Below are 18,875 nucleotides of genomic sequence, written 5' to 3'. Positions count from 1 at the left end.
CCGGGAAGAGGGGTGGGTTCCCTCCTGGATGAAGTCCTACTGCTTTGGGCTGGTGGACAGACAGGGCAGGGGAAAGGGATTATGCCGGGAGAGGGAAGCTTCCAGCGTCATGATTAACCAAAACCCCGTTAATTGCTATTTGTGCATTGCAAAACAACGACTTAATCAAGTCCTAAAGCTTGCAGCTTTCGGTCTTTCAGGGTAGGAGTTGCCGAGCCGGCGGTGCCGGCTTCAGCCCAATGGGGAGTGAACATGGCCACGCAAAAACGTAGATCCAAGGCGGTTGCGTCCGAGCCTTCGGGCGAGGACCTGATCCGCTATTACCGCGAGATGCTTCTGATCCGCCGCTTTGAAGAAAAGGCGGGCCAGCTTTACGGCATGGGGCTCATAAACGGCTTCTGCCACCTCTATATCGGCCAGGAAGCCGTGGTGGTGGGCATGCAGGCCTGTATCGAGACCGGCCATGACACCGTCATCACCAGCTACCGCGATCACGGCCACATGCTGGCCTGTGGCATGGACGCGAAGGGCGTGATGGCCGAGCTGACGGGGCGCCGGGGCGGCTATTCCAAGGGGAAGGGCGGCTCGATGCACATGTTCTCGCGCGAGGCGGGATTCTATGGCGGCCATGGCATCGTCGGCGCGCAGGTGCCGCTGGGGGCCGGTCTGGCCTTCGCCCACAAATACCGCGGCGATGGCGGCGTGAACCTGTGCTATCTGGGCGACGGCGCCGTCAACCAGGGCCAGGTCTATGAATCCTTCAACATGGCCGCGCTGTGGAAGCTGCCGGTCGTGTTCATCATCGAGAACAACAAATACGGCATGGGCACTTCGGTCGAGCGCGCTTCGGCGGGCACCGAACTGTTCCGCCGCGGCGAAGCCTATGGCATTCCCGGCCGTGCCGTCGACGGCATGAACGTGCTGAGCGTGCGTGAGGCCGGCATGGAAGCCGTGGCCCATGCCCGTGCGGGCGAAGGCCCCGTGGTCCTGGAGATGAAGACCTACCGCTATCGCGGTCACTCCATGTCCGACCCGGCGAAGTACCGCTCGAAGGAAGAAGTCACCCGCATGCGGTCGGAGCACGATCCCATCGACCAGTTGCGCAAGGTGCTGGAAGAGCGCCAGCTTCTCGACGAAGCGCGTCTCAAGGAAATCGACCGCGAGGTCAAGGCCATCGTCACCGAGGCCGCTGACTTCGCTCAAACCTGTCCGGAGCCCGATCCGTCCGAGCTGTGGACCGACGTGCTGATCGAGGCCTAGGGGAAACGCCAATGCCGATCCAAGTATTGATGCCTGCGCTTTCGCCGACCATGACCGAAGGCAAGCTCTCCAAGTGGCTGAAGAGCGAGGGTGACGCGGTAAACTCGGGCGACATCATCGCCGAGATCGAAACCGACAAGGCGACGATGGAATTCGAAGCCGTCGAGGAAGGCGTGCTGGGCAAGATCCTGGTCGCCGAGGGCACCGAAGGTGTCGCCGTCAACACGCCCATCGCCATTCTTCTGGAAGAAGGCGAGGATGAAAAGGCCCTGACCCGCGCAATGGAAGACCCCACGCCGTCGGTCGCCGCGCAGCCGGTCGAAGCTAAATCCGAGGCGCCCGCCACCCAGATGCCTGCTCCGGCGGTGCTGTCGGGCGAGGTCGAGGCCGAACCGGAATATACCGGCAAGATGGTCCGCCAGACCATCCGCGAAGCCCTGCGCGACGCCATGGCCGAGGAAATGCGCCGCGACGACAAGGTCTTCCTGATGGGCGAGGAAGTCGGCCAGTATCAGGGCGCCTACAAGGTCAGCCAGGGCCTGCTCGACGAATTCGGCCCGCAGCGCGTGGTTGACACTCCGATCACCGAAATGGGCTTCGCCGGTCTGGGCGCGGGCGCGGCTTTCGCCGGCCTGAAGCCGATCGTCGAGTTCATGACATTCAACTTCTCGATGCAGGCCATCGACCACATCATCAATTCGGCGGCCAAGACCCTGTACATGGCCGGTGGCCAGATGGGCTGCCCCATCGTCTTCCGTGGCCCGAACGGCGCGGCGTCTCGCGTCGGCGCCCAGCATTCCCAGTGCTATGCCTCGTGGTACGCCCATTGCCCGGGCCTGAAGGTCGTCGCCCCCTATTCGGGCGCCGATGCCAAGGGCCTTCTGAAGGCCGCCATCCGCGACCCGAACCCGGTCATCGTGCTCGAACACGAACTGATGTACGGCCAGAGCTTCGATGTGCCGGAAGACCCGGATTTCATCATCCCGATCGGCAAGGCCAAGATCGAGCGTAAGGGTGAGCATGTCACCATCGTCGCTTTCTCGCGCATGGTGCAGCTGGCCCTGGAAGCCGCCGAAGCCCTGAAGGGCGAAGGCATCGAAGCCGAAGTGATCAACCTGCGTTCGATCCGTCCGCTCGACATCCCGACGATCGTCAATTCGGTCAAGAAGACCAACCGCATCGTCACCATCGAGGAAGGCTGGCCCTTCGCCGGCATCGGCTCGGAAATCGCGTCGGTGATCATGGAGAACGCCTTCGACTACCTCGATGCCCCGGTGACCCGCGTACATGGCGCCGACGTGCCCATGCCCTATGCCGCGAACCTGGAGCGCCTGGCCCTGCCGCAGGTCGATCAACTGGTCGCCGCCTGCAAGGCCGTCTGCTATCGCTAAAGGGGAACGAGATGCCGATTGAGATTTTGATGCCGGCTCTCTCGCCGACCATGAGCGAGGGGAAGCTGGCCAAGTGGCACAAGAAGGAAGGCGATCAGGTCTCCTCGGGCGATGTCATCGCCGAGATCGAGACCGATAAGGCGACCATGGAATTCGAAGCCGTGGACGAGGGCGTGATCGGCAAGATCCTGGTGCCGGAAGGCACCGAGGGCGTGGCCGTCAACGAACTCATCGCCCTGCTGCTGGAAGAAGGCGAGGACGCCTCGGCCCTGGAAGGCGCCGGCAAGGCGAAGGCTGCCCCCGCTCCGGCCGAGGCCGGCTCTTCCCAGCCGGCAGCCTCCGAGGCGGCCGTTTCCGCTCAGGCGGCAGCGCCTCAGCCGGCGGCTCGCAGCGGTGGCCATGGCGGCGCGCGCATCTTCGCCTCGCCGCTGGCCCGGCGCATCGCCAAGGAAGCCGGCCTCGACCTGGCGGCACTGAAGGGCTCCGGCCCCCATGGCCGTATCGTCAAGGCCGATGTCGAGAAGGCCAAGGCCGAAGGAACGGCCAAGGCTGCTCCGGCTGCCGCCGCCGCTCCGCAGGCTGCCAAGCCGGCGGCTCCGGCGCCCGCTCCGGTGCCGGAATTCGGCCCCAAGTTCCACGAAGTGCCGCATTCCGGCATGCGCAAGACCATTGCGCGCCGCCTGTCGGAATCCAAGCGCGACGTGCCGCATTTCTACCTGACCATCGACTGCAATCTCGACGCGCTGATGGCCCTACGCAAGGACCTCAACGGCCGTTCGGATGCCTACAAGCTGTCGGTCAACGACTTCATCATCCGCGCCTCGGCCCTGGCCCTGCGCAAGGTGCCTGCTGCCAACGTCTCCTGGACGGACACGGCGATGCGGGTCTACGAGGAAGTCGATATCTCGGTCGCCGTGGCCACGCCTGCGGGCCTGATCACCCCGGTCATCAAGAATGCCGACCAGAAGGGCCTGGCCGCCATCTCCAACGAGATCAAGAGCCTGGCCGCCCGTGCCCGCGAAGGCAAGCTGAAGCCCGAGGAATACCAGGGCGGCGGCTTCACCATCTCGAATCTGGGCATGTACGGCATCAACAACTTCGCCGCCATCATCAACCCGCCGCAGGCCTGCATCCTGGCCGTCGGCGCGGGCGAGCAGCGTCCGATCGTCAAGGACGGTGCCCTGGCCATCGCTACGATGATGACCGCGACATTGTCCGTGGACCATCGCGCGGTCGATGGGGCTGTCGGCGCCGAATATCTGGCGGCGCTGAAGCAGCTCATCGAAGATCCGCTGACCATGCTGCTGTAAGGGGGCCATGGCATGTCGAACACTTCCTTTGACCTCGTCGTCATCGGCGGCGGCCCCGGCGGCTATGTCGCCGCCATCCGCGCTGCCCAGCTGGGCATGAAGACGGCGCTGGTCGAGCGCGAGCATCTGGGCGGGATCTGCCTCAACTGGGGCTGCATCCCGACCAAGGCGCTGCTGCGTTCGGCCGAGGTCTATCGCAACATGAAGCATGCGGCGTCCTATGGGCTGTCGACCCAGGGCCTGTCCTTCGACCTGGACAAGATCGTTCAGCGTTCGCGCGGCGTGGCCAAGCAGCTCAATTCGGGCGTCAAGAGCCTGCTGAAGAAGAACAAGGTCGAGGTCTTCGACGGCCATGGCCGCCTTGCCGGCAAGGGCAAGATCGCCGTCGAGAAGGACGGCAAGGCCGTGGCCGACATCCAGGCCAAGAACATCATCCTGGCGACCGGTGCCCGTGCCCGCGTGCTACCGGGCCTGGAGCCGGACGGCAAGCTGGTCTGGACCTATCGCGAGGCGATGGTTCCGAAAACCATGCCGAAGTCGCTGCTGGTCGTCGGCTCGGGCGCCATCGGCATCGAATTCGCCAGCTTCTACAACGAGTTCGGCGTCGATGTGACGGTGGTCGAGGTGATGGATCGCGTGGTGCCCGCCGAGGATGAGGAAATCTCGGCTTTCGCCCGCAAGGCCTTCGAAAAGCAGGGCATGAAGATCATCACCGGCGCGACGGTCAAGAAGCTGGACAAGGGCGCCGACAACGTCACCGTCACCATCGAGACCGGCGGCAAGGCACAGCAGGTCACGGTGGACCGGGTGATTCTGGCCGTGGGCATCGTCGGCAATGTCGAGAATATCGGCCTCGAGAACACCGCGGTGAAGGTCGAGAAGACCCATGTGGTGGTCAACGAATGGCTGGAAACCGGCGAGCCCGGCGTCTATGCCATCGGCGATCTGGTGCAGGGGCCGTGGCTAGCCCACAAGGCCAGCCATGAAGGCGTGATCTGCGTCGAGAAGATCGTGGGCCTGCCCGATGTGCATCCGCTCAACATCCGCAACATCCCGGGCTGCACCTACTGCCATCCGCAGATCGCCAGCGTCGGCCTGTCGGAAGCCAAGGCCAAGGAACTGGGCTACCAGGTCAAGGTCGGCCGCTTCCCCTTCATCGGCAACGGCAAGGCCATTGCGCTCGGCGAGGCCGAGGGCCTGGTCAAGACGGTGATCGATGCCAAGACCGGCGAATTGCTGGGCGCGCATATGATCGGCGCCGAGGTGACCGAACTGATCCAGGGCTATGGCATCGCCAAGACCCTGGAGACGACGGAAGCCGAACTGATGCATACGGTCTTCCCGCATCCGACCCTCTCGGAGATGATGCATGAGTCCGTGCTTGACGCCTTCGGTCGTGCCATCCATTTTTGAGTAAGCATGATCCCCGGCCGGTTTCTTCCGGCCGGGGCCTCCTTTTTCTCTTAGTTTCGGTGCCGTCGTGACCCATCAGCTGCGCCATCCCGAAAAAGCCAAGAATCCCGACAGCCCGCGCGTGCCCAAACCCGACTGGATCAGGGTCAAGGCGCCGACCTCGAAGGAATATGGCGAGACCCGACAGTTGATGCGCGAGCGCAACCTGCATACGGTCTGCGAGGAAGCGGCCTGCCCGAATATCGGGGAATGCTGGTCGAAGAAGCATGCCACCGTCATGATCCTGGGTGACATCTGCACCCGGGCCTGCGCCTTCTGCAATGTCGCGACCGGCAAGCCCAAGGGGCTGGACCCGATGGAGCCGGAGAATCTGGCCATCGCGGTGGGCCAGATGGGGCTGAAGCATGTCGTCATCACCTCGGTGGACCGCGACGACCTGGAAGACGGCGGGGCGAACCATTTCGTGCGCAGCATCGAGCGTATCCGCGAGACCGCGCCGGGCACCACCATCGAGATCCTGACTCCCGATTTCCTGCGCAAGGACCCGGACCTGACCTGGAAGCGCATCGCCGCCGCCCGTCCGGACGTCTTCAATCACAATCTGGAAACGGTACCGCGTCTCTATCCCTCCATCCGTCCCGGTGCGCGCTATTTCAACTCGTTGCGCCTGCTCGACGACGTGAAGAAGGCCAATCCGGAAGTCTTCACCAAGTCGGGGATCATGGTCGGTCTGGGCGAGACCAAGGAAGAAGTCTATCAGGTCATGGACGACCTGCGCGCCGCCAATGTGGATTTCCTGACCATCGGCCAGTATCTCCAGCCGACGCCCAAGCACGCCCCCATCGACCGCTTCGTCACGCCCGACGAATTCGCGGAATATCGCAATGTGGCGCGCTCCAAGGGCTTCCTCCTGGTGGCCGCCACTCCTATGACGCGGTCGTCCTATCATGCCGACCGTGACTTCGCTGCCCTGCAGGAAGCGCGTCGGCGCAGCTTGGCTGGTTAATACAGGAATGCCCACACACGCCGAACGGCGCCCGCTGCCTTATACGCCGCAGCAGCTCTTCGACATGGTCGCGGATATCGAGCGTTATCCCGAGTTCCTGCCCTGGTGCGTGGCGGCCCGCATCCGCCGCCGCGAGGGCAACACCATCTGGGCCGACCTGATGATCGGCTTCAAGATGGTGCGGGAACGCTTCACCTCGAAAGTGGTGCTCGATCCCGAGGCGAAGAGGATCGACGTGACCTATGCCGAGGGTCCGTTCAAGTACCTGAACAACCACTGGATCTTCGAGCCCGGCCAGGATGGCGGCACGGTCATCGATTTCTATGTGGATTTCGAGTTCCGCTCGCGGATCCTGCAAAGCATCATGGGGGCCTTGTTCAACGAAGCCGTGCGCCTGATGGTTTCGGCTTTCGAGAAACGCGCCCGCCAGCTTTACGGTCCCGACGGCCGCCCCGGCGCCACGTCGGGAAGCTGACGCGGCCTTCTCCGTCCTATTCCGCCAGTTCCGTCATCATCGCCAGGGCGACCCGCAGGGTCTGTTCGCGCACGGCATCGCGGTCGCCGGGGAAGACCTCCCGCCGGTGCAGCAGCTTGCCGTCCCGGTGGGCGGCCGCCAGATGAACGAGCCCGACCGGCTTCTCAAGGGTGCCGCCGCCCGGCCCCGCTATCCCTGTGACGGCGACGGAGAGGGTGGCCTGGCTGCGCTCCAGGGCGCCTTGGGCCATGGCGCAGGCCACCTCCTTGCTGACGGCTCCCTCTGCCGCGATCATTCCGGCCGGAACGCCCAGCATGTCCTGCTTCGCCTGATTGGAATAGGTGACGAAGCCGCGATCATAGACGGCGGAGGAACCGGAGACGGCGGTCAAGGCCGCGCCGATCAGGCCGCCGGTGCAGGATTCGGCGGTGGCGACCATATAGCCTGCCGCGCTGCAACGGTTGATCAATTCGGCAGCCTGATCAATGACTTCTCGTGGAATATTCATGTCATCCTCCAGGGATCGATCCAGCCCACGATGAAATAGAGGGCGATGGCGGCGTAGACGGCGGCCAGCATGTCGTCGACCATGACCCCCAGGCCGCCTTTGATGCGCCGGTCCGCCAAGCTGGCCGGCCAGGGCTTGATGATATCGGCGATACGGAAAAGGACGAAACCGATCAGGTAATGCAGCGGGTCGAGACCGGCCAGCAGCAGGACCAGCCATTGCCCGGAGACCTCGTCGATGACGATGGCACCGGGGTCCTCCAGCCCGCTCCGCTGCACATAGATTTCCGAGGCCCACCATCCCGCCAGGAAGGTGACCACGACGCCGACGGCCAAGGCGGCATGGCCGCCCCACCAGACGATCAGCCAAGCCACGGGGAGGGCGGCCAGGGAGCCCCAGGTTCCCGGCGCTCCGGGCAGGCGGCCTGAGCCGAACCAAGTGGCGATCAGGAAGGCCGGGTGCCAGACTGGCAGATGGACGGGCTGTCGGTCGGGGAACATCTGACGCCTTCTCTCCTCATTTTCGTGGCGGTCATATCCGAATTCGCTATCTTCGCTTTGACGGCGCGACATTAGCACTAGCCACATGAGAGCGCCATTTTCTCCAGTCGATGCGCCCTTTAGAGAGGTCGATCAAATTCGTCTGTTTCGTACATGATCGAAGCAGGCAGAAGTGGAGTTGACATGCGCGGGTCACAGCCACCGATCGGTAGGACGTTGGGAAGGCTTCCGGATATTCGGGTTCTTGCCACCGCCCTTGCGATTATCCTTACGGGATGTGTGCCTGCGTCCATCATTGCCCATCACCGCGAAGTCGCCATCACCACCCATGACACCGATATCGCCCAGCTGCGCCAGCGCCTGGACCAGGTGACCTGGGAAACCAATGTCCTGCGCGAACGGATCATGACGGTGCGGGGACGGCTGCCCATGCCCATCGACAAGCCGGGGCTGATCCTGCACGACCAGTTGGGCAGGATGGAGCGGCGGCTCCAGGGGCTGGCGGTCCGGGGAGAGGTGGCCTCCACTTGGCTTGATCCCCTGGAGATGCGACAGAGTGTCGATTATTGGGCCCTTCCCAAGCGACGCCAGCGTGTGGAGACGGTGGAAGCCTTGCTCAAGGGGATGGAATACGGCAAGCGCCAAGTCCTCAGTCAGTTCGGTTCGCTGGCCGAAGGGACCATCAACGATCTGCAACGCACCATCGCTGCAACAGGATTGGACCCCAGGGATTTTCTCGAAGGGCGGCTGCGGATCGGGCAGGGCGGCCCGTTGGTGAATGTGGAGCCCCTGGGGCGCGGCTTCGTGCCGTTGCCGTTCAACCTGCCGCGCTGGGACGAATTGTCGGCCGACCCGACGGCAGTGCTGGCTCTGCTGCAATTGCATGTCGAGCGCTGGGACGGTCTGTCGTCCCTGCTTGAGTCGCTGCCCTTGGGATCGCCGCTGGAGCAATACACGATCACCAGTCACTATGGTCTGCGCAGCGATCCCTTCCGCCGCACCCGCGCCCTTCATACCGGCATCGATCTCTGGGCCCCCCGGCGGACACCGGTCTATGCGACCGCCGCCGGCAAGGTCATTACCGCCGGCTATTATTCAGGCTGGGGCCGTCTGATCGAAATCGACCACGGCAATGGCGTGGTCACCCGCTTCAGCCATCTGGACAGAATGTATGTGATGCCGGGTCAGCGGGTCAGCAAGGGCGACCGCATCGGCCTGCTTGGCAATACCGGCCGCAGCACGGCTCCGCATCTTCACTACGAAGTGGTGGTGCACGGCATTCCCCGCGACCCCATAAACTTCATATCCGCCTCGTCCCGTTCCTGATCCCGCTCAGCCAGCGATCGCCCGGGCGAAAGTGGCGCTGTCCACATTGCCTCCGGAACAGATGACGGCGATTGTGCGGCCCCGGCAGTCGATGCGACCGTTCAGGACGGCGGCCAGGGCGACGGCCCCGCCCGGCTCGACCACCAGCTTCAGGCGCTCGAAGGCCAGCTTCATGGCCTGGGAGACCTCGGCGTCCGAGACGGCAAGGCCGCCGGACAAGAAGCGCTGATGGATGGGGAAGGTGATTTCCCCCGGCATGGGGGCCATCAAGGCATCGCAGAAAGAGCGGGATTGGCCGTCATTGGCGACGCGCTGTCCGGCCTCGAGGGAGCGGCGCAGGTCATCGAAGCCTTCCGGCTCCACGCCATAGATCTCGGCTTTCGGGAATTCGGCCTTCACTGCCAAAGCCACGCCGGCGACCAGCCCACCGCCCGAGACGGGGACGAGCACCGCATCCAGACCGGCCCCCAGGGCCTTGGCCTGGCGCGCCAGTTCCAGGCCGCTGGTGCCTTGCCCGGCGATGATGTCCGGGTCGTCGAAGGGCTTGACGAGGACGCTGCCGCGTTCCTCGGCGATGCGCCCGCCGATGGCTTCGCGGCTTTCCGTCCAGCGGTCATAGAGCACGACCTTGGCGCCATAGGCGCGGGTATTGGCGATCTTCATGGCGGGAGCGTCGGCAGGCATGACGATCACCGCCGGAATGCCCAGCATCTTCGCCGCCGCCGCCACACCCTGGGCATGATTCCCCGAGGAATAGGCGACAACGCCGGATTTTCTTTCTTTTTCCGTCAGTTGCGAGAGCTTGTTGAAGGCGCCGCGGAACTTGAAGGAGCCGGTGAGTTGCAGCATCTCGGCCTTGACCAGCAGCCGCCCGCCGATCAGGTCATTCAGGTCCGGGCTTTCCAGTACAGGCGTAGCGACGGCATGGCCGGAAAGGCGTTCCGAAGCGGCGAGGATGTCGTTGTAGTCAGGGGGCATGTCAGAGACCGAGAAGGGGGGGAATGTCGGTAAGGCCGCTGACCACATGGTCCGGGCCGGCGGGAAGGCGTTCGGGCTGGATGCCCTGGCGATTGACCCAGATGGCATGGAAGCCGAAGAAAGCCGCACCGGCGACATCCCAGCCATTGGCCGAGACCATGGCGATCTGCTTGGGCGGCAGGTCCAGGGCATTGGCCGCCATCTCATAGACGGAAGGATGGGGCTTGTAGATGCCCAGATTGTCGACGCTCAGCCTGACATCGAGCAGGTCGTAGAGATCGGCTGATTTCACCCCGGCCGTCAGCATGGTCTTGGAACCATTTGAAAGAATGGCCGTTTTCCTGCCGCTGGCCGTGATGCGCTGCAAGCAGCCGGCGGCATCGTCATAGGCCTTGGGGCGAAGCCAAAGCTGCATCAGGCTGGCGCGGAAGGCGGGATTCTTCAGGCCGTGGGTTTCCAGGGCGTAGTCCAGCGCCTCGCCGGTGACATGCCAGAAATCCTGGAAACGCCCCATCAGGCTGCGAAGCCAGGAATATTCCAGCTGTTTACGCCGCCATAGGTCGAGCAGCGCCGGAGCCTTGTCTCCGGCGCCGTTGCGGCAGACATCGATCATGGCCCCCAGGTCGAACAGGGTGCCATAGGCGTCAAACAGGACGGCCCGAATATCCTCTGGCTTTGCGAAAGTCATGGAACCTCAACGTTTCAAATCACCTTCCAGCGAGTGAACGAAGCCGGTTTCACCAAGTCGCGAACGATAGACTTGCACGCTTTCCAGCACGCGCTGGATATAATTCCGAGTTTCATAGAAGGGGATACTTTCGACCCAGTCAACGGCGTCGACGTCCGGACTGCGGGGATCGCCATATTCCTGCAGCCATTCCCGCGCCCGCGACGGACCGGCATTGTAGGCCGCCAGGGCAAGAACGTAGGAGCCGTTGAAGCTCTGCAGCAGGTTCTCGAGATAGGCGCTGCCGATTTGCACGTTAAGGTCCGGATCGCCGGTCAGGTGGCTGGGATTGAAGTCGATGCCCAGCGATTTCGCGACCTGGCGGGCCGTCGAAGGCAGGACCTGCATCAGCCCCATGGCCCCGGCCGAGCTGACGGCGCCGTGATGGAAGCCGCTTTCCTGCCGGATGAGGCCGAGCACCAGGGCCCGTTCCGGCTTGTCCACGGTCTTCAGCGGGGGAATGGGGAAGGCGGAACCGATCAGCGGAATGCCGTCGCGGTCGGAACGCTTGGCGAGGTTCACCGCCCAGTCGGGGCGGTTCAGGCTGTTCGCCAGCGAGGTTACCAGGGCGCGCTGTCCCGGCGTGGTCATGCTGTCGTTCAGGCGCGTCAGGAAGGGCTGCACGGCATCGACCATGCCGACTTCGCCCAGCATGCGCGCGACGCGGGTCAGCTCGTTCTTGTCGAAGGCCTCGATATCCTCGGCCGAGGGCAGGGGATCGGCGGGCAGGACCCATTGCCGGTCCTTGCCCAGCCGCCCGGCGGCAAGTTGCCCGTAATAGGTGGTGATATGCTCGGCGGCGCGGGAATACCACTCGGCCGCCTGTTCCTTCTTGCCCATGGCTTCGGCGGCGCGGCCGGTCCAGTAGGCCCCGCGGGCGCGGCTGACGGGGAAGCTGACCCCTTCATACAGGCGCTTGAAATGGTCGAAGGCCTTTTCGGGCTCCTGCAGGAAGCGCAGGGCGATCCAGCCCGACAGCCATTCCGCATCGGCGAAACCGACGCCTTCGGTCTGGCCGTGATCCTTGGCGATGTTGTAGGCAACCGAGATATTGCCTTCCCGCAGCGAGCGGCGGGCCAGGATTGCCCGCTCGGTCCACCAGCGGTCCGGCCGGACCTGATTGCGCGACGGATGGGACAGCAATTCGATGGCGGTGTCCGTCAGGTCCTTCTGGCGGCGCCAGCGCAGGCGCTCGTAGACTAGGCCGGGATCGTTCTGCAGCTCCTTCGGCACCTGAGCGATCAGGCCGTTGACGTTTCCGGCCATGGCGATCAGGCCGAAACGGGCTTCGGCCAGTTTCTTATAGGAGGCATTGACGCGCGGAACCATGCGCTTTGCCGCGTCGATGTCGCGGTCCCACAGCAGCCGGTCCAGCCGCGCCCAATGGTCGTCATGGGTCAGCAGATTGCCGAAGGTGGAGGCGAAGTTGCGTTCCTGGAGGACACCGAAGGTGCCGTTGATCCAGGCGTCGCGGGCGACCTCGACGGCTTTCTCCTTCTGTCCGGAATTCAGATAGGCCTTGGCCAGGGCCATGCGTCCGTCCACGGTCAGGGGCTTGCGGTCGGCGAACCAGGCGAGGATCTGTGAATCCGGCGTTGCCACGGTGATCGCCTCTTCCGCGCGGCGCTGCATCGTCCCCATCTGCGGCCAGTCGGGATTGGCGTCGATGAAGGCGGTGATGTCGGCGAAGGTGGCGCCCGAGCGGGGGCGGATCAGTTCCTGCCAGCGCACGACCTTGGCCAGCAGCTTGTCCTTGGCCTGGGCGGCGACCTTGTTGGCCTCGTCGAACTTCCCTTCCTGGGCCAGGGACAAGGCCTGGGCATAGAGCTTGCCGTCCTCGGGCGACAGCAGGGCGGCATGGCTGGCGGCAGGCACGGCGAAGAGAGCGGCGGCCACGATGAAAGCGGCGGCAGTGGTTCTCACGGCAAAGGCCTCATGAGCTGTGTCGCCCGCTGGAGCGGACAGAAATTGGTGGAAAAAGTCGGTTCCGCCTAATGGCGGGTAGTCTGCCTTCGAAGATACCTCGAAGGGGGGCTGCGCAGCAAGTGCGGCGGCATGAGATGGCCCGCTTGCCCAGGCGTCTCTTCCCGGCTATGGTCGCAATCTTTTCATGCTGCGTATTTCGGAGTTTGGCATGTTCAAGGGTTCGATTCCCGCGCTTATTACGCCCTTCCGCGACGGCCGTGTCGATGAGAAAGCCTTCCAGGATTTCGTTGAATGGCAGATCGTCGAGGGCAGTAGTGGTGTCGTCCCCTGCGGCACCACGGGCGAGTCCCCCACGCTGAGCCATGACGAGCACAACCGCGTGGTCGAGTTGTGCGTCGAAGTGGCGAAGGGGCGGGTGCCGGTGATCGCCGGCACGGGGTCGAACTCGACCGATGAAGCCATCTACATGACCCGCCACGCGAAGGAAGTGGGGGCCGATGCGGCGCTGATCGTCACGCCCTATTACAACAAGCCGACCCAGGAAGGGCTGTACCAGCACTTCAAAGCCATCCACGACGCCGTTGATCTTCCTCTCATCATTTACAACATTCCGGGTCGGTCTGTCGTAGACATGACGGTGGAGACGATGGCGCGTTTGGCGAAGCTGCCTAATATCGTCGGGGTGAAGGACGCGACGGCCGACCTGGTCCGCCCGCTGCGCACCCGCATCGCCCTGGGGCCGGATTTCTGCCAATTGTCGGGCGAGGACGCCACTATCACCGCCTTCATGGCGCAGGGCGGCCATGGCTGCATCTCGGTGACGGCCAATGTCGCGCCGCGCCTCTGCGCCGATCTGCATGCCGCCTGGGCCAAGGGCGACTTCGCCACGGTCAACGAGATCCGCGACCGCCTGCTGCCGCTGCATGACGCCATGTTCTGCGAGACCAGCCCGGGCCCGGTGAAATATGCAGCCGAATTGCTGGGCAAGTGCAGCAGCGAGATGCGTCTTCCCATGGTCGAGATCGCCGATGCCAGCAAGCGGCGCGTCGAGGCGGCCATGCGCAGCGTCGGACTGATCTGACGGGACCATGGCGAAGAGCACCCTTATAGCCGGCACCATCGCCGCCCAGAACCGCAAAGCGCGTCACGACTACAGCATCGATTACACCGTCGACGCCGGCATCATGCTGGTCGGCACCGAGGTCAAGTCGTTGCGCACGGGGCGGGCGAACATCACCGAATCCTATGCGGGGCAGCAGGACGGCGAATTGTACCTGTTCAACGCCTATATCCCGGAATATCAGTCAAACGCGGCCTTCGGCCATGAAACCCGCAGGCCGCGCAAGCTGTTGGTCCATAGGCGTGAGTTGCGCAAATTGTTGGGGGCGATGAGCAAGGAAGGCATGACGCTGATCCCCTTGAGCATCTTCTTCAACGAGCGCGGCATCGCCAAGGTGCAGTTGGGTGTCGCCAAGGGCAAGAAGGCCTATGACAAGCGGGCGGCAGTCAAGGAGCGGGAATGGAACCGCGACAAGGCACGCCTGATGCGGGACAAGGGCTGACACTCACGCGAGGGCGCATGGACGAGAAGCGGGAAAAGCTGATCCGCAGCAAGCAGCAATGGGCCGCCGAAGGGCGGCTGCTGACGGGACGCAAGGCCGATCCTTCCCGCGAGCGCCTTCCGCCCGGCCAGCGCCTGGTGAAGGACTGGCCGGTCCTCGACCTGGGCATCCATCCCGAGATCGCGCCCGATGACTGGAGCCTGACGGTCGGAGGTTTGGTGGAAGCGCCCTTGCGCTGGGATTGGGCGGCCTTCATGTCCCAGCCGCAGGCCGAAAGCGTTTCCGACATCCATTGCGTGACATCATGGTCCCGCTTCGACAATCGTTGGACCGGCGTGGCGACGCGGCACCTGATCGACCTCGTGAAGCCCAGACCCGAGACGCGCTTCGTCCTGCTGAAGTCCTTCGACGGCTACACCACCAATCTGCCCTTCGAGAATTTCGCGGCCGAAGACGCCCTGATCGCCCATTCCTGGGAGGGCAAGCCCCTGAGCCGCGAGCATGGCGGCCCGGCCCGTCTGGTGGTGCCCAGCCTCTATTTCTGGAAAAGCGCGAAATGGCTGCGCGCCATCGCCTTTGCCGAACGCGACGAGCCCGGCTATTGGGAAAAGCTGGGCTATCACGACGTGGGTGATCCCTGGAACGAAGAGCGCTACCAGGACTGAACGCTTATTTCCTGTGGCTCAGCAGGACGTCCAGGAAATCCTGGCCGTAACGTTCCAGCTTGGACGCACCGATGCCGTCCAGGGCGGCCATCTCGTCCAGGTCGGCTGGACGATGGATGACCATGTCCAGCAGGGTGGAATCGTGGAAGATCACATAGGGCGGCACCTTCTGGCGCTGGGCCAGGTCCCGGCGGCATTTGCGCAGCGCCTCCCATAGCGGTTCGTCCTCGGCCGAGACCATGCCCGGCGTTCCGCCCTTGGGCCTGCGGGTGCGCGCGGCTTCGGGGTCCTTGCGCAGCATGACCTTGCGTTCGCCCTTGAGGACCGGGCGGGACTCTTCGACCAGATGGAAGCCGCCATGCTCGTCCACCCCCATCAGCCCCTGGGCGAGGATCTGGCGGAAGACCGACTGCCATTCCTTGCTGGTCAGGTCCTTGCCGATGCCGAAGGTGGATACCTTGTCGTGGCCGTTCAGGCATACCTTCTCGGTTTCCAGGCCCAGCAGAACCTCGATCAGATGCCCCATGCCGTGGCGCTGCCCGGTGCGGTAGATGCAGGACAGGGCCTTCTGCGCGGCAAGGCTGCCGTCCCATTCCAGGGCCGGATTCAGGCAGGTGTCGCAATTGCCGCAAGGCTCGCCCTTCCCCTCGCCGAAATAGGAGAGCAGGATCTGGCGGCGGCACTGGGTGGTTTCGCAATAGCGTAGCAACGCGTCAAGCTTGGCCCGCTCGATCTGGCGACGCTGCGGGTCGCTGTCATTGGCCGCCAGCATCTGGCGCATGGCGACGACATCGCCGAAGCCGTAGGCCATCCAGGCATGGGCGGGCAGGCCGTCGCGGCCGGCGCGTCCGGTTTCCTGGTAATAGGCCTCCAGCGAGCGGGGGGCGTCGAGATGTGCGACGAAGCGCACGTCGGGCTTGTCGATGCCCATGCCGAAGGCCACCGTCGCCACCATCACCAGCCCTTCCTCGTTGAGGAAGCGGTCCTGGTTGCGCTGGCGGATGGCCGGGTCCAGCCCGGCATGATAGGGCAGGGCCTCGAAGCCGCGTTCGCACAGCTTGGCTGCCGTCTCTTCCACCTTGGCCCGGCTCATGCGGTAGACGATACCCGACTGGCCCGCGAAACCGCTTCGGATGAAGGAGGTCAGCTGTTCCAGCGGGCTGCGCTTAGGCACGATGGTGTAGCGGATATTGGGGCGGTCGAAACCGGAGACGAATTGCCGGGCTTCTTCCAGTTGCAGGCGCTGGACGATGTCCTTGCGCGTCGGGCCGTCGGCGGTGGCGGTCAGGGCGATCCGGGGCACGTCGGGGAAGCGTTCGTGCAGGATCGAGAGCTGCAGGTAGTCGGGGCGGAAATCGTGCCCCCATTGCGAAACGCAATGGGCCTCGTCGATGGCGAACAATCCCAGGCGGCAGCGTTCCATCAGATCGAGGAAGCGCGGCTGGCTCAGGCGTTCGGGGGCGACATAGACCATGTCCAGCTCGCCGGTGAACATGGCGCGTTCGATCTCGCGCTGTTCCGGCAGGGACAGGGTCGAGTTGAGGAAGGCAGCCTTGACCCCGGCCTGGCGCAGGGTCTCGACCTGGTCGCGCATCAGGGCGATCAGGGGCGAGACGACGATGGCCAGTCCCTCGCGGCACAGGGCGGGAATCTGATAACACAGGGACTTGCCGCCCCCGGTGGGCATCAGGACAAGGGCATCGCCGCCTTGGACGACATGATGGACGATTTCTTCCTGCGGACCACGGAATTTGTCGTGGCCGAAGACGCTGCGCAGGATTTGGAGCGGTTCCGGCATGGCCGGGAAGCTATCCCTCCGTTCCCGTTCCTACAAGCCTAAACACCGCGCTTCAGCCAAGCTCGCGGCGCAAGGCGGCAAAGACCGAGCGGAACATCTCGGGCGTCAGGCGGCCGGTATTGGTGTTGTAGCGTGAGCAATGGTAGCTGTCGGCCAGCAGCAATCCCCCCGGCAGGACATGGCGGGCGCCGTGGGCGAAGGGGAAATCCGCCTGCCGCCCCTTCAGCGTTGCCACCACCGAATTGTGGGAGATGGATCCCAGGGCCAGGATGGCGGCCAGATTGGGCATGGCCGCGATTTCCTCGACCAGGAAGTCGCGGCAGGACTTGATCTCGGCGCCCACCGGCTTGTTTTCGGGCGGTACGCAGCGCACGGCATTGGTGATGCGGCAATCGGTCAGGCGCAAGCCGTCGTCCGGCCGCCGTTCGTACCGGCCCTCGGCGAAGCCGAAATCCACCAGCGTGTCATAGAGAAGGTCGCCGGCATAATCGCCGGTGAAGGGCCGGCCAGTGCAGTTCGCCCCCCGCAATCCCGGCGCGAGGCCGACGATCAGCACGCGGGCGGACAGCGGCCCGAAGGGGGAGACGGGGGCGTTGTGCCAATCGGGATGGGCTTGGCGCTGGGCCTCGCGGAAGGCAACGAGGCGGGGGCAGCGGGGACAGTCGCGCCCCGGTAGGGACGGGGCGGCGGCCTGGGAAGAGGGGAGGTGCATGGATCAGGCTTGTTGGTCGTCATCGTCGCGCGGAGCATAATTCTCGCGCGGCTGGGGGGATTCACGGTGGATGGGCGCCCGCGCGATGTCGGGTTCCAGTTCCAGCAATTCCACAAAATTATCGGCTTGGCGGCGCAATTCGTCGGCGACCATGGGCGGCTGGGACCGCACGGTCGAGACCACCGTGACCCGCACCCCCTTGCGCTGCACGGCATCGACCAGCCGGCGGAAGTCGCCATCGCCCGAGAACAGCACCACGTGATCCAGATGCTGGGCCATCTCCATCACGTCGATGGCCAGTTCGATATCCATGTTCCCCTTGATCTTGCGGCGGCCGGTGGCGTCGGTGAATTCCTTGGTCGGCTTGGTGACCATGGTATAGCCGTTGTAGTCCAGCCAGTCGACCAACGGGCGGATGGGGGAGTATTCCTGGTCTTCAACCAAAGCAGTATAGTAAAAAGCGCGAACCAGATGTCCCTTGGACGCAAACAGTTCAAGAAGTCGTTTGTAATCGATGTCGAAGCCCAAGGCGCGGGCAGCGGCATAAAGGTTCGACCCGTCTATAAAAAGGCCGAGCCGCTCTTGCGGATAAAATATCATGGCTTTTTACTCACAAATGAATCTGAGGTAGTCATATGGCAGACGGCCGAGAAGCAGTGCCGAATTTTCGCTGCCGGGCCGGATCAGGCTATGGTAAGTCCTCACATAACATGACTAAGGTAAGTGGCACGGGTAAGCGCCGCAAGGGTTTCCCCAGGACATAGCACGGTAATAAAAGGGGATGAAAACGTGATTCTCATCGGCCTGGGTGCCAACCTTCCCAGCCGCTACGGCTCCCCCCGCGAGACCCTGGAAGCGGCCTTGGCCGAGATCGAGCGGCGAGGGGCTCGGGTGGTGGCTTGTTCCCGCTGGTGGAAGACGGCGCCGGTGCCGGTCTCGGATCAGCCCTGGTACGTGAACGGCGTCGCCAGGGTGGAAACCGGGATGACGGCAGCGGAATTGCTGGCGCTTCTCCATGACGTTGAGCGGGAATTCGGGCGCGTGCGCGGCGAGCGCAACGCCGCCCGGGTGGTCGACCTCGACCTGCTGGCCTATGGGCGGGAACGGATCACGGAAGGGCTGGAGGTGCCGCATCCTCGCCTGGCCGAGCGCGCCTTCGTTCTGTTGCCCCTGGCCGAACTGGCTCCGGATTGGGTACATCCCGTGACCGGGAAGGGCATCGGAGAGATGATCGCGGCCCTGCCGCCAGGGCAGACGGCAGAACCGGTGATTCAAGGGGAAGAGATATAAGTCTCTTTCTTGCTTTCGCCGCTCTGCC

General features: G+C 64.1%; 19 protein-coding genes. 11 read left to right on the top strand and 8 right to left on the bottom strand.

Annotation, left to right across the window (positions count from 1 at the left end):
- Positions 1–252: 252 nt before the first annotated feature.
- The 6 genes from pdhA (at position 253) to EPD66_RS02935 (ending at position 6,855) form a co-directional block, all read left to right on the top strand.
- The gene (gene pdhA, locus EPD66_RS02960; protein ID WP_142846988.1) at positions 253–1,260 is read left to right on the top strand and encodes a pyruvate dehydrogenase (acetyl-transferring) E1 component subunit alpha; all 1,008 of its coding nucleotides are present in this window, start codon (positions 253–255) and stop codon (positions 1,258–1,260) included.
- Between the two features lie 11 nt (positions 1,261–1,271).
- Entirely contained in the window at positions 1,272–2,651 is a 1,380-nt protein-coding gene (locus tag EPD66_RS02955) for a pyruvate dehydrogenase complex E1 component subunit beta (protein ID WP_142846987.1), read from the top strand.
- Positions 2,652–2,662: 11 nt separating this feature from the next.
- On the top strand, positions 2,663–3,961 hold the full coding sequence (locus EPD66_RS02950) for a pyruvate dehydrogenase complex dihydrolipoamide acetyltransferase (protein WP_142846986.1): 1,299 nt from the start codon (positions 2,663–2,665) through the stop codon (positions 3,959–3,961).
- A gap of 12 nt (positions 3,962–3,973) precedes the next feature.
- Positions 3,974–5,374, top strand: coding sequence for a dihydrolipoyl dehydrogenase (lpdA, locus tag EPD66_RS02945; RefSeq protein WP_142846985.1), 1,401 nt, complete (start codon positions 3,974–3,976; stop codon positions 5,372–5,374).
- Positions 5,375–5,441: 67 nt separating this feature from the next.
- Complete coding sequence (gene lipA, locus EPD66_RS02940; RefSeq protein WP_142846984.1) at positions 5,442–6,380, top strand: lipoyl synthase; 939 nt, start codon at positions 5,442–5,444, stop codon at positions 6,378–6,380.
- A 7-nt stretch (positions 6,381–6,387) separates the two neighbouring features.
- On the top strand, positions 6,388–6,855 hold the full coding sequence (locus tag EPD66_RS02935; protein WP_142846983.1) for a type II toxin-antitoxin system RatA family toxin: 468 nt from the start codon (positions 6,388–6,390) through the stop codon (positions 6,853–6,855).
- A 16-nt stretch (positions 6,856–6,871) separates the two neighbouring features.
- On the opposite strand, the gene EPD66_RS02930 is transcribed toward EPD66_RS02935, so the two are convergent.
- The gene (locus tag EPD66_RS02930; RefSeq protein WP_142846982.1) at positions 6,872–7,363 is read right to left on the bottom strand and encodes a CinA family protein; all 492 of its coding nucleotides are present in this window, start codon (positions 7,361–7,363) and stop codon (positions 6,872–6,874) included.
- A complete protein-coding gene (locus EPD66_RS02925; protein WP_142846981.1) occupies positions 7,360–7,863 on the bottom strand; it encodes a phosphatidylglycerophosphatase A in 504 nt (167 codons plus the stop codon). Before EPD66_RS02925 ends, EPD66_RS02930 begins: the two co-directional genes overlap by 4 nt.
- 279 nt (positions 7,864–8,142) lie before the next feature.
- Here EPD66_RS02925 and EPD66_RS02920 point away from each other — a divergent pair, with 279 nt between their 5' ends.
- A complete protein-coding gene (locus tag EPD66_RS02920) occupies positions 8,143–9,189 on the top strand; it encodes a M23 family metallopeptidase (RefSeq protein ID WP_185961218.1) in 1,047 nt (348 codons plus the stop codon).
- Positions 9,190–9,195: 6 nt separating this feature from the next.
- Here EPD66_RS02920 and EPD66_RS02915 read toward each other — a convergent pair whose 3' ends face one another.
- Genes EPD66_RS02915 through EPD66_RS02905 form a run of 3 tightly spaced genes read right to left on the bottom strand, consistent with a single transcriptional unit; the run spans position 9,196 to position 12,817 of the window.
- On the bottom strand, positions 9,196–10,167 hold the full coding sequence (locus EPD66_RS02915) for a threonine/serine dehydratase (protein ID WP_142846979.1): 972 nt from the start codon (positions 10,165–10,167) through the stop codon (positions 9,196–9,198).
- Position 10,168: 1 nt separating this feature from the next.
- Positions 10,169–10,855 (bottom strand): haloacid dehalogenase type II, encoded by a 687-nt coding sequence (locus tag EPD66_RS02910; RefSeq protein ID WP_142846978.1) that lies wholly within the window; start codon positions 10,853–10,855, stop codon positions 10,169–10,171.
- Positions 10,856–10,861: 6 nt separating this feature from the next.
- The gene (locus EPD66_RS02905; protein WP_142846977.1) at positions 10,862–12,817 is read right to left on the bottom strand and encodes a lytic transglycosylase domain-containing protein; all 1,956 of its coding nucleotides are present in this window, start codon (positions 12,815–12,817) and stop codon (positions 10,862–10,864) included.
- A gap of 211 nt (positions 12,818–13,028) precedes the next feature.
- Between EPD66_RS02905 and dapA the strand changes: the two genes are divergently transcribed.
- The 3 genes from dapA to EPD66_RS02890 are packed head-to-tail and all read left to right on the top strand — an operon-like array spanning position 13,029 to position 15,047.
- Entirely contained in the window at positions 13,029–13,901 is an 873-nt protein-coding gene (dapA, locus tag EPD66_RS02900) for a 4-hydroxy-tetrahydrodipicolinate synthase (RefSeq protein WP_142846976.1), read from the top strand.
- 7 nt (positions 13,902–13,908) lie between these two features.
- Positions 13,909–14,382 carry an SsrA-binding protein SmpB gene (gene smpB / locus EPD66_RS02895; RefSeq protein ID WP_142846975.1) on the top strand — a complete coding sequence of 158 codons (474 nt, stop codon included), beginning with the start codon at positions 13,909–13,911 and terminating at the stop codon, positions 14,380–14,382.
- Positions 14,383–14,399: 17 nt separating this feature from the next.
- Positions 14,400–15,047, top strand: coding sequence for a sulfite oxidase-like oxidoreductase (locus EPD66_RS02890; protein ID WP_142846974.1), 648 nt, complete (start codon positions 14,400–14,402; stop codon positions 15,045–15,047).
- Positions 15,048–15,051: 4 nt separating this feature from the next.
- Here EPD66_RS02890 and recQ read toward each other — a convergent pair whose 3' ends face one another.
- From recQ to EPD66_RS02875, 3 genes are read right to left on the bottom strand one after another with little or no spacing between them, the layout of a single operon-like run.
- Positions 15,052–16,845 carry a DNA helicase RecQ gene (gene recQ / locus EPD66_RS02885; RefSeq protein ID WP_142846973.1) on the bottom strand — a complete coding sequence of 598 codons (1,794 nt, stop codon included), beginning with the start codon at positions 16,843–16,845 and terminating at the stop codon, positions 15,052–15,054.
- A gap of 52 nt (positions 16,846–16,897) precedes the next feature.
- Positions 16,898–17,557 (bottom strand): uracil-DNA glycosylase, encoded by a 660-nt coding sequence (locus EPD66_RS02880; protein ID WP_142846972.1) that lies wholly within the window; start codon positions 17,555–17,557, stop codon positions 16,898–16,900.
- A gap of 3 nt (positions 17,558–17,560) precedes the next feature.
- On the bottom strand, positions 17,561–18,157 hold the full coding sequence (locus EPD66_RS02875) for an NYN domain-containing protein (protein WP_142846971.1): 597 nt from the start codon (positions 18,155–18,157) through the stop codon (positions 17,561–17,563).
- A 189-nt stretch (positions 18,158–18,346) separates the two neighbouring features.
- Here EPD66_RS02875 and folK point away from each other — a divergent pair, with 189 nt between their 5' ends.
- The gene (gene folK, locus EPD66_RS02870; protein WP_142846970.1) at positions 18,347–18,847 is read left to right on the top strand and encodes a 2-amino-4-hydroxy-6-hydroxymethyldihydropteridine diphosphokinase; all 501 of its coding nucleotides are present in this window, start codon (positions 18,347–18,349) and stop codon (positions 18,845–18,847) included.
- The last annotated feature ends 28 nt before the right edge of the window (positions 18,848–18,875 follow it).

This window comes from Telmatospirillum sp. J64-1, assembly GCF_006980715.1.
Taxonomy (GTDB): Bacteria; Pseudomonadota; Alphaproteobacteria; order Rhodospirillales; family Magnetospirillaceae; genus Oleiliquidispirillum; species Oleiliquidispirillum nitrogeniifigens.
Note: the sequence above shows the minus strand (reverse complement) of the source record. Positions and strands in the feature narration are given on the sequence as shown.

Excerpts from the sequence above, each read along its gene's own strand:
- pdhA (WP_142846988.1), top strand. The coding sequence starts at position 253 with ATGGCCACGCAAAAACGTAGATCCAAGGCGGTTGCGTCCGAGCCTTCG.
- EPD66_RS02955 (WP_142846987.1), top strand. The coding sequence starts at position 1,272 with ATGCCGATCCAAGTATTGATGCCTGCGCTTTCGCCGACCATGACCGAA.
- EPD66_RS02950 (WP_142846986.1), top strand. The coding sequence starts at position 2,663 with ATGCCGATTGAGATTTTGATGCCGGCTCTCTCGCCGACCATGAGCGAG.
- lpdA (WP_142846985.1), top strand. The coding sequence starts at position 3,974 with ATGTCGAACACTTCCTTTGACCTCGTCGTCATCGGCGGCGGCCCCGGC.
- EPD66_RS02935 (WP_142846983.1), top strand. The coding sequence starts at position 6,388 with ATGCCCACACACGCCGAACGGCGCCCGCTGCCTTATACGCCGCAGCAG.
- EPD66_RS02930 (WP_142846982.1), bottom strand. The coding sequence starts at position 7,363 with ATGAATATTCCACGAGAAGTCATTGATCAGGCTGCCGAATTGATCAAC.
- EPD66_RS02925 (WP_142846981.1), bottom strand. The coding sequence starts at position 7,863 with ATGTTCCCCGACCGACAGCCCGTCCATCTGCCAGTCTGGCACCCGGCC.
- EPD66_RS02915 (WP_142846979.1), bottom strand. The coding sequence starts at position 10,167 with ATGCCCCCTGACTACAACGACATCCTCGCCGCTTCGGAACGCCTTTCC.
- EPD66_RS02910 (WP_142846978.1), bottom strand. The coding sequence starts at position 10,855 with ATGACTTTCGCAAAGCCAGAGGATATTCGGGCCGTCCTGTTTGACGCC.
- dapA (WP_142846976.1), top strand. The coding sequence starts at position 13,029 with ATGTTCAAGGGTTCGATTCCCGCGCTTATTACGCCCTTCCGCGACGGC.
- smpB (WP_142846975.1), top strand. The coding sequence starts at position 13,909 with ATGGCGAAGAGCACCCTTATAGCCGGCACCATCGCCGCCCAGAACCGC.
- EPD66_RS02890 (WP_142846974.1), top strand. The coding sequence starts at position 14,400 with ATGGACGAGAAGCGGGAAAAGCTGATCCGCAGCAAGCAGCAATGGGCC.
- recQ (WP_142846973.1), bottom strand. The coding sequence starts at position 16,845 with ATGCCGGAACCGCTCCAAATCCTGCGCAGCGTCTTCGGCCACGACAAA.
- EPD66_RS02880 (WP_142846972.1), bottom strand. The coding sequence starts at position 17,557 with ATGCACCTCCCCTCTTCCCAGGCCGCCGCCCCGTCCCTACCGGGGCGC.
- EPD66_RS02875 (WP_142846971.1), bottom strand. The coding sequence starts at position 18,157 with ATGATATTTTATCCGCAAGAGCGGCTCGGCCTTTTTATAGACGGGTCG.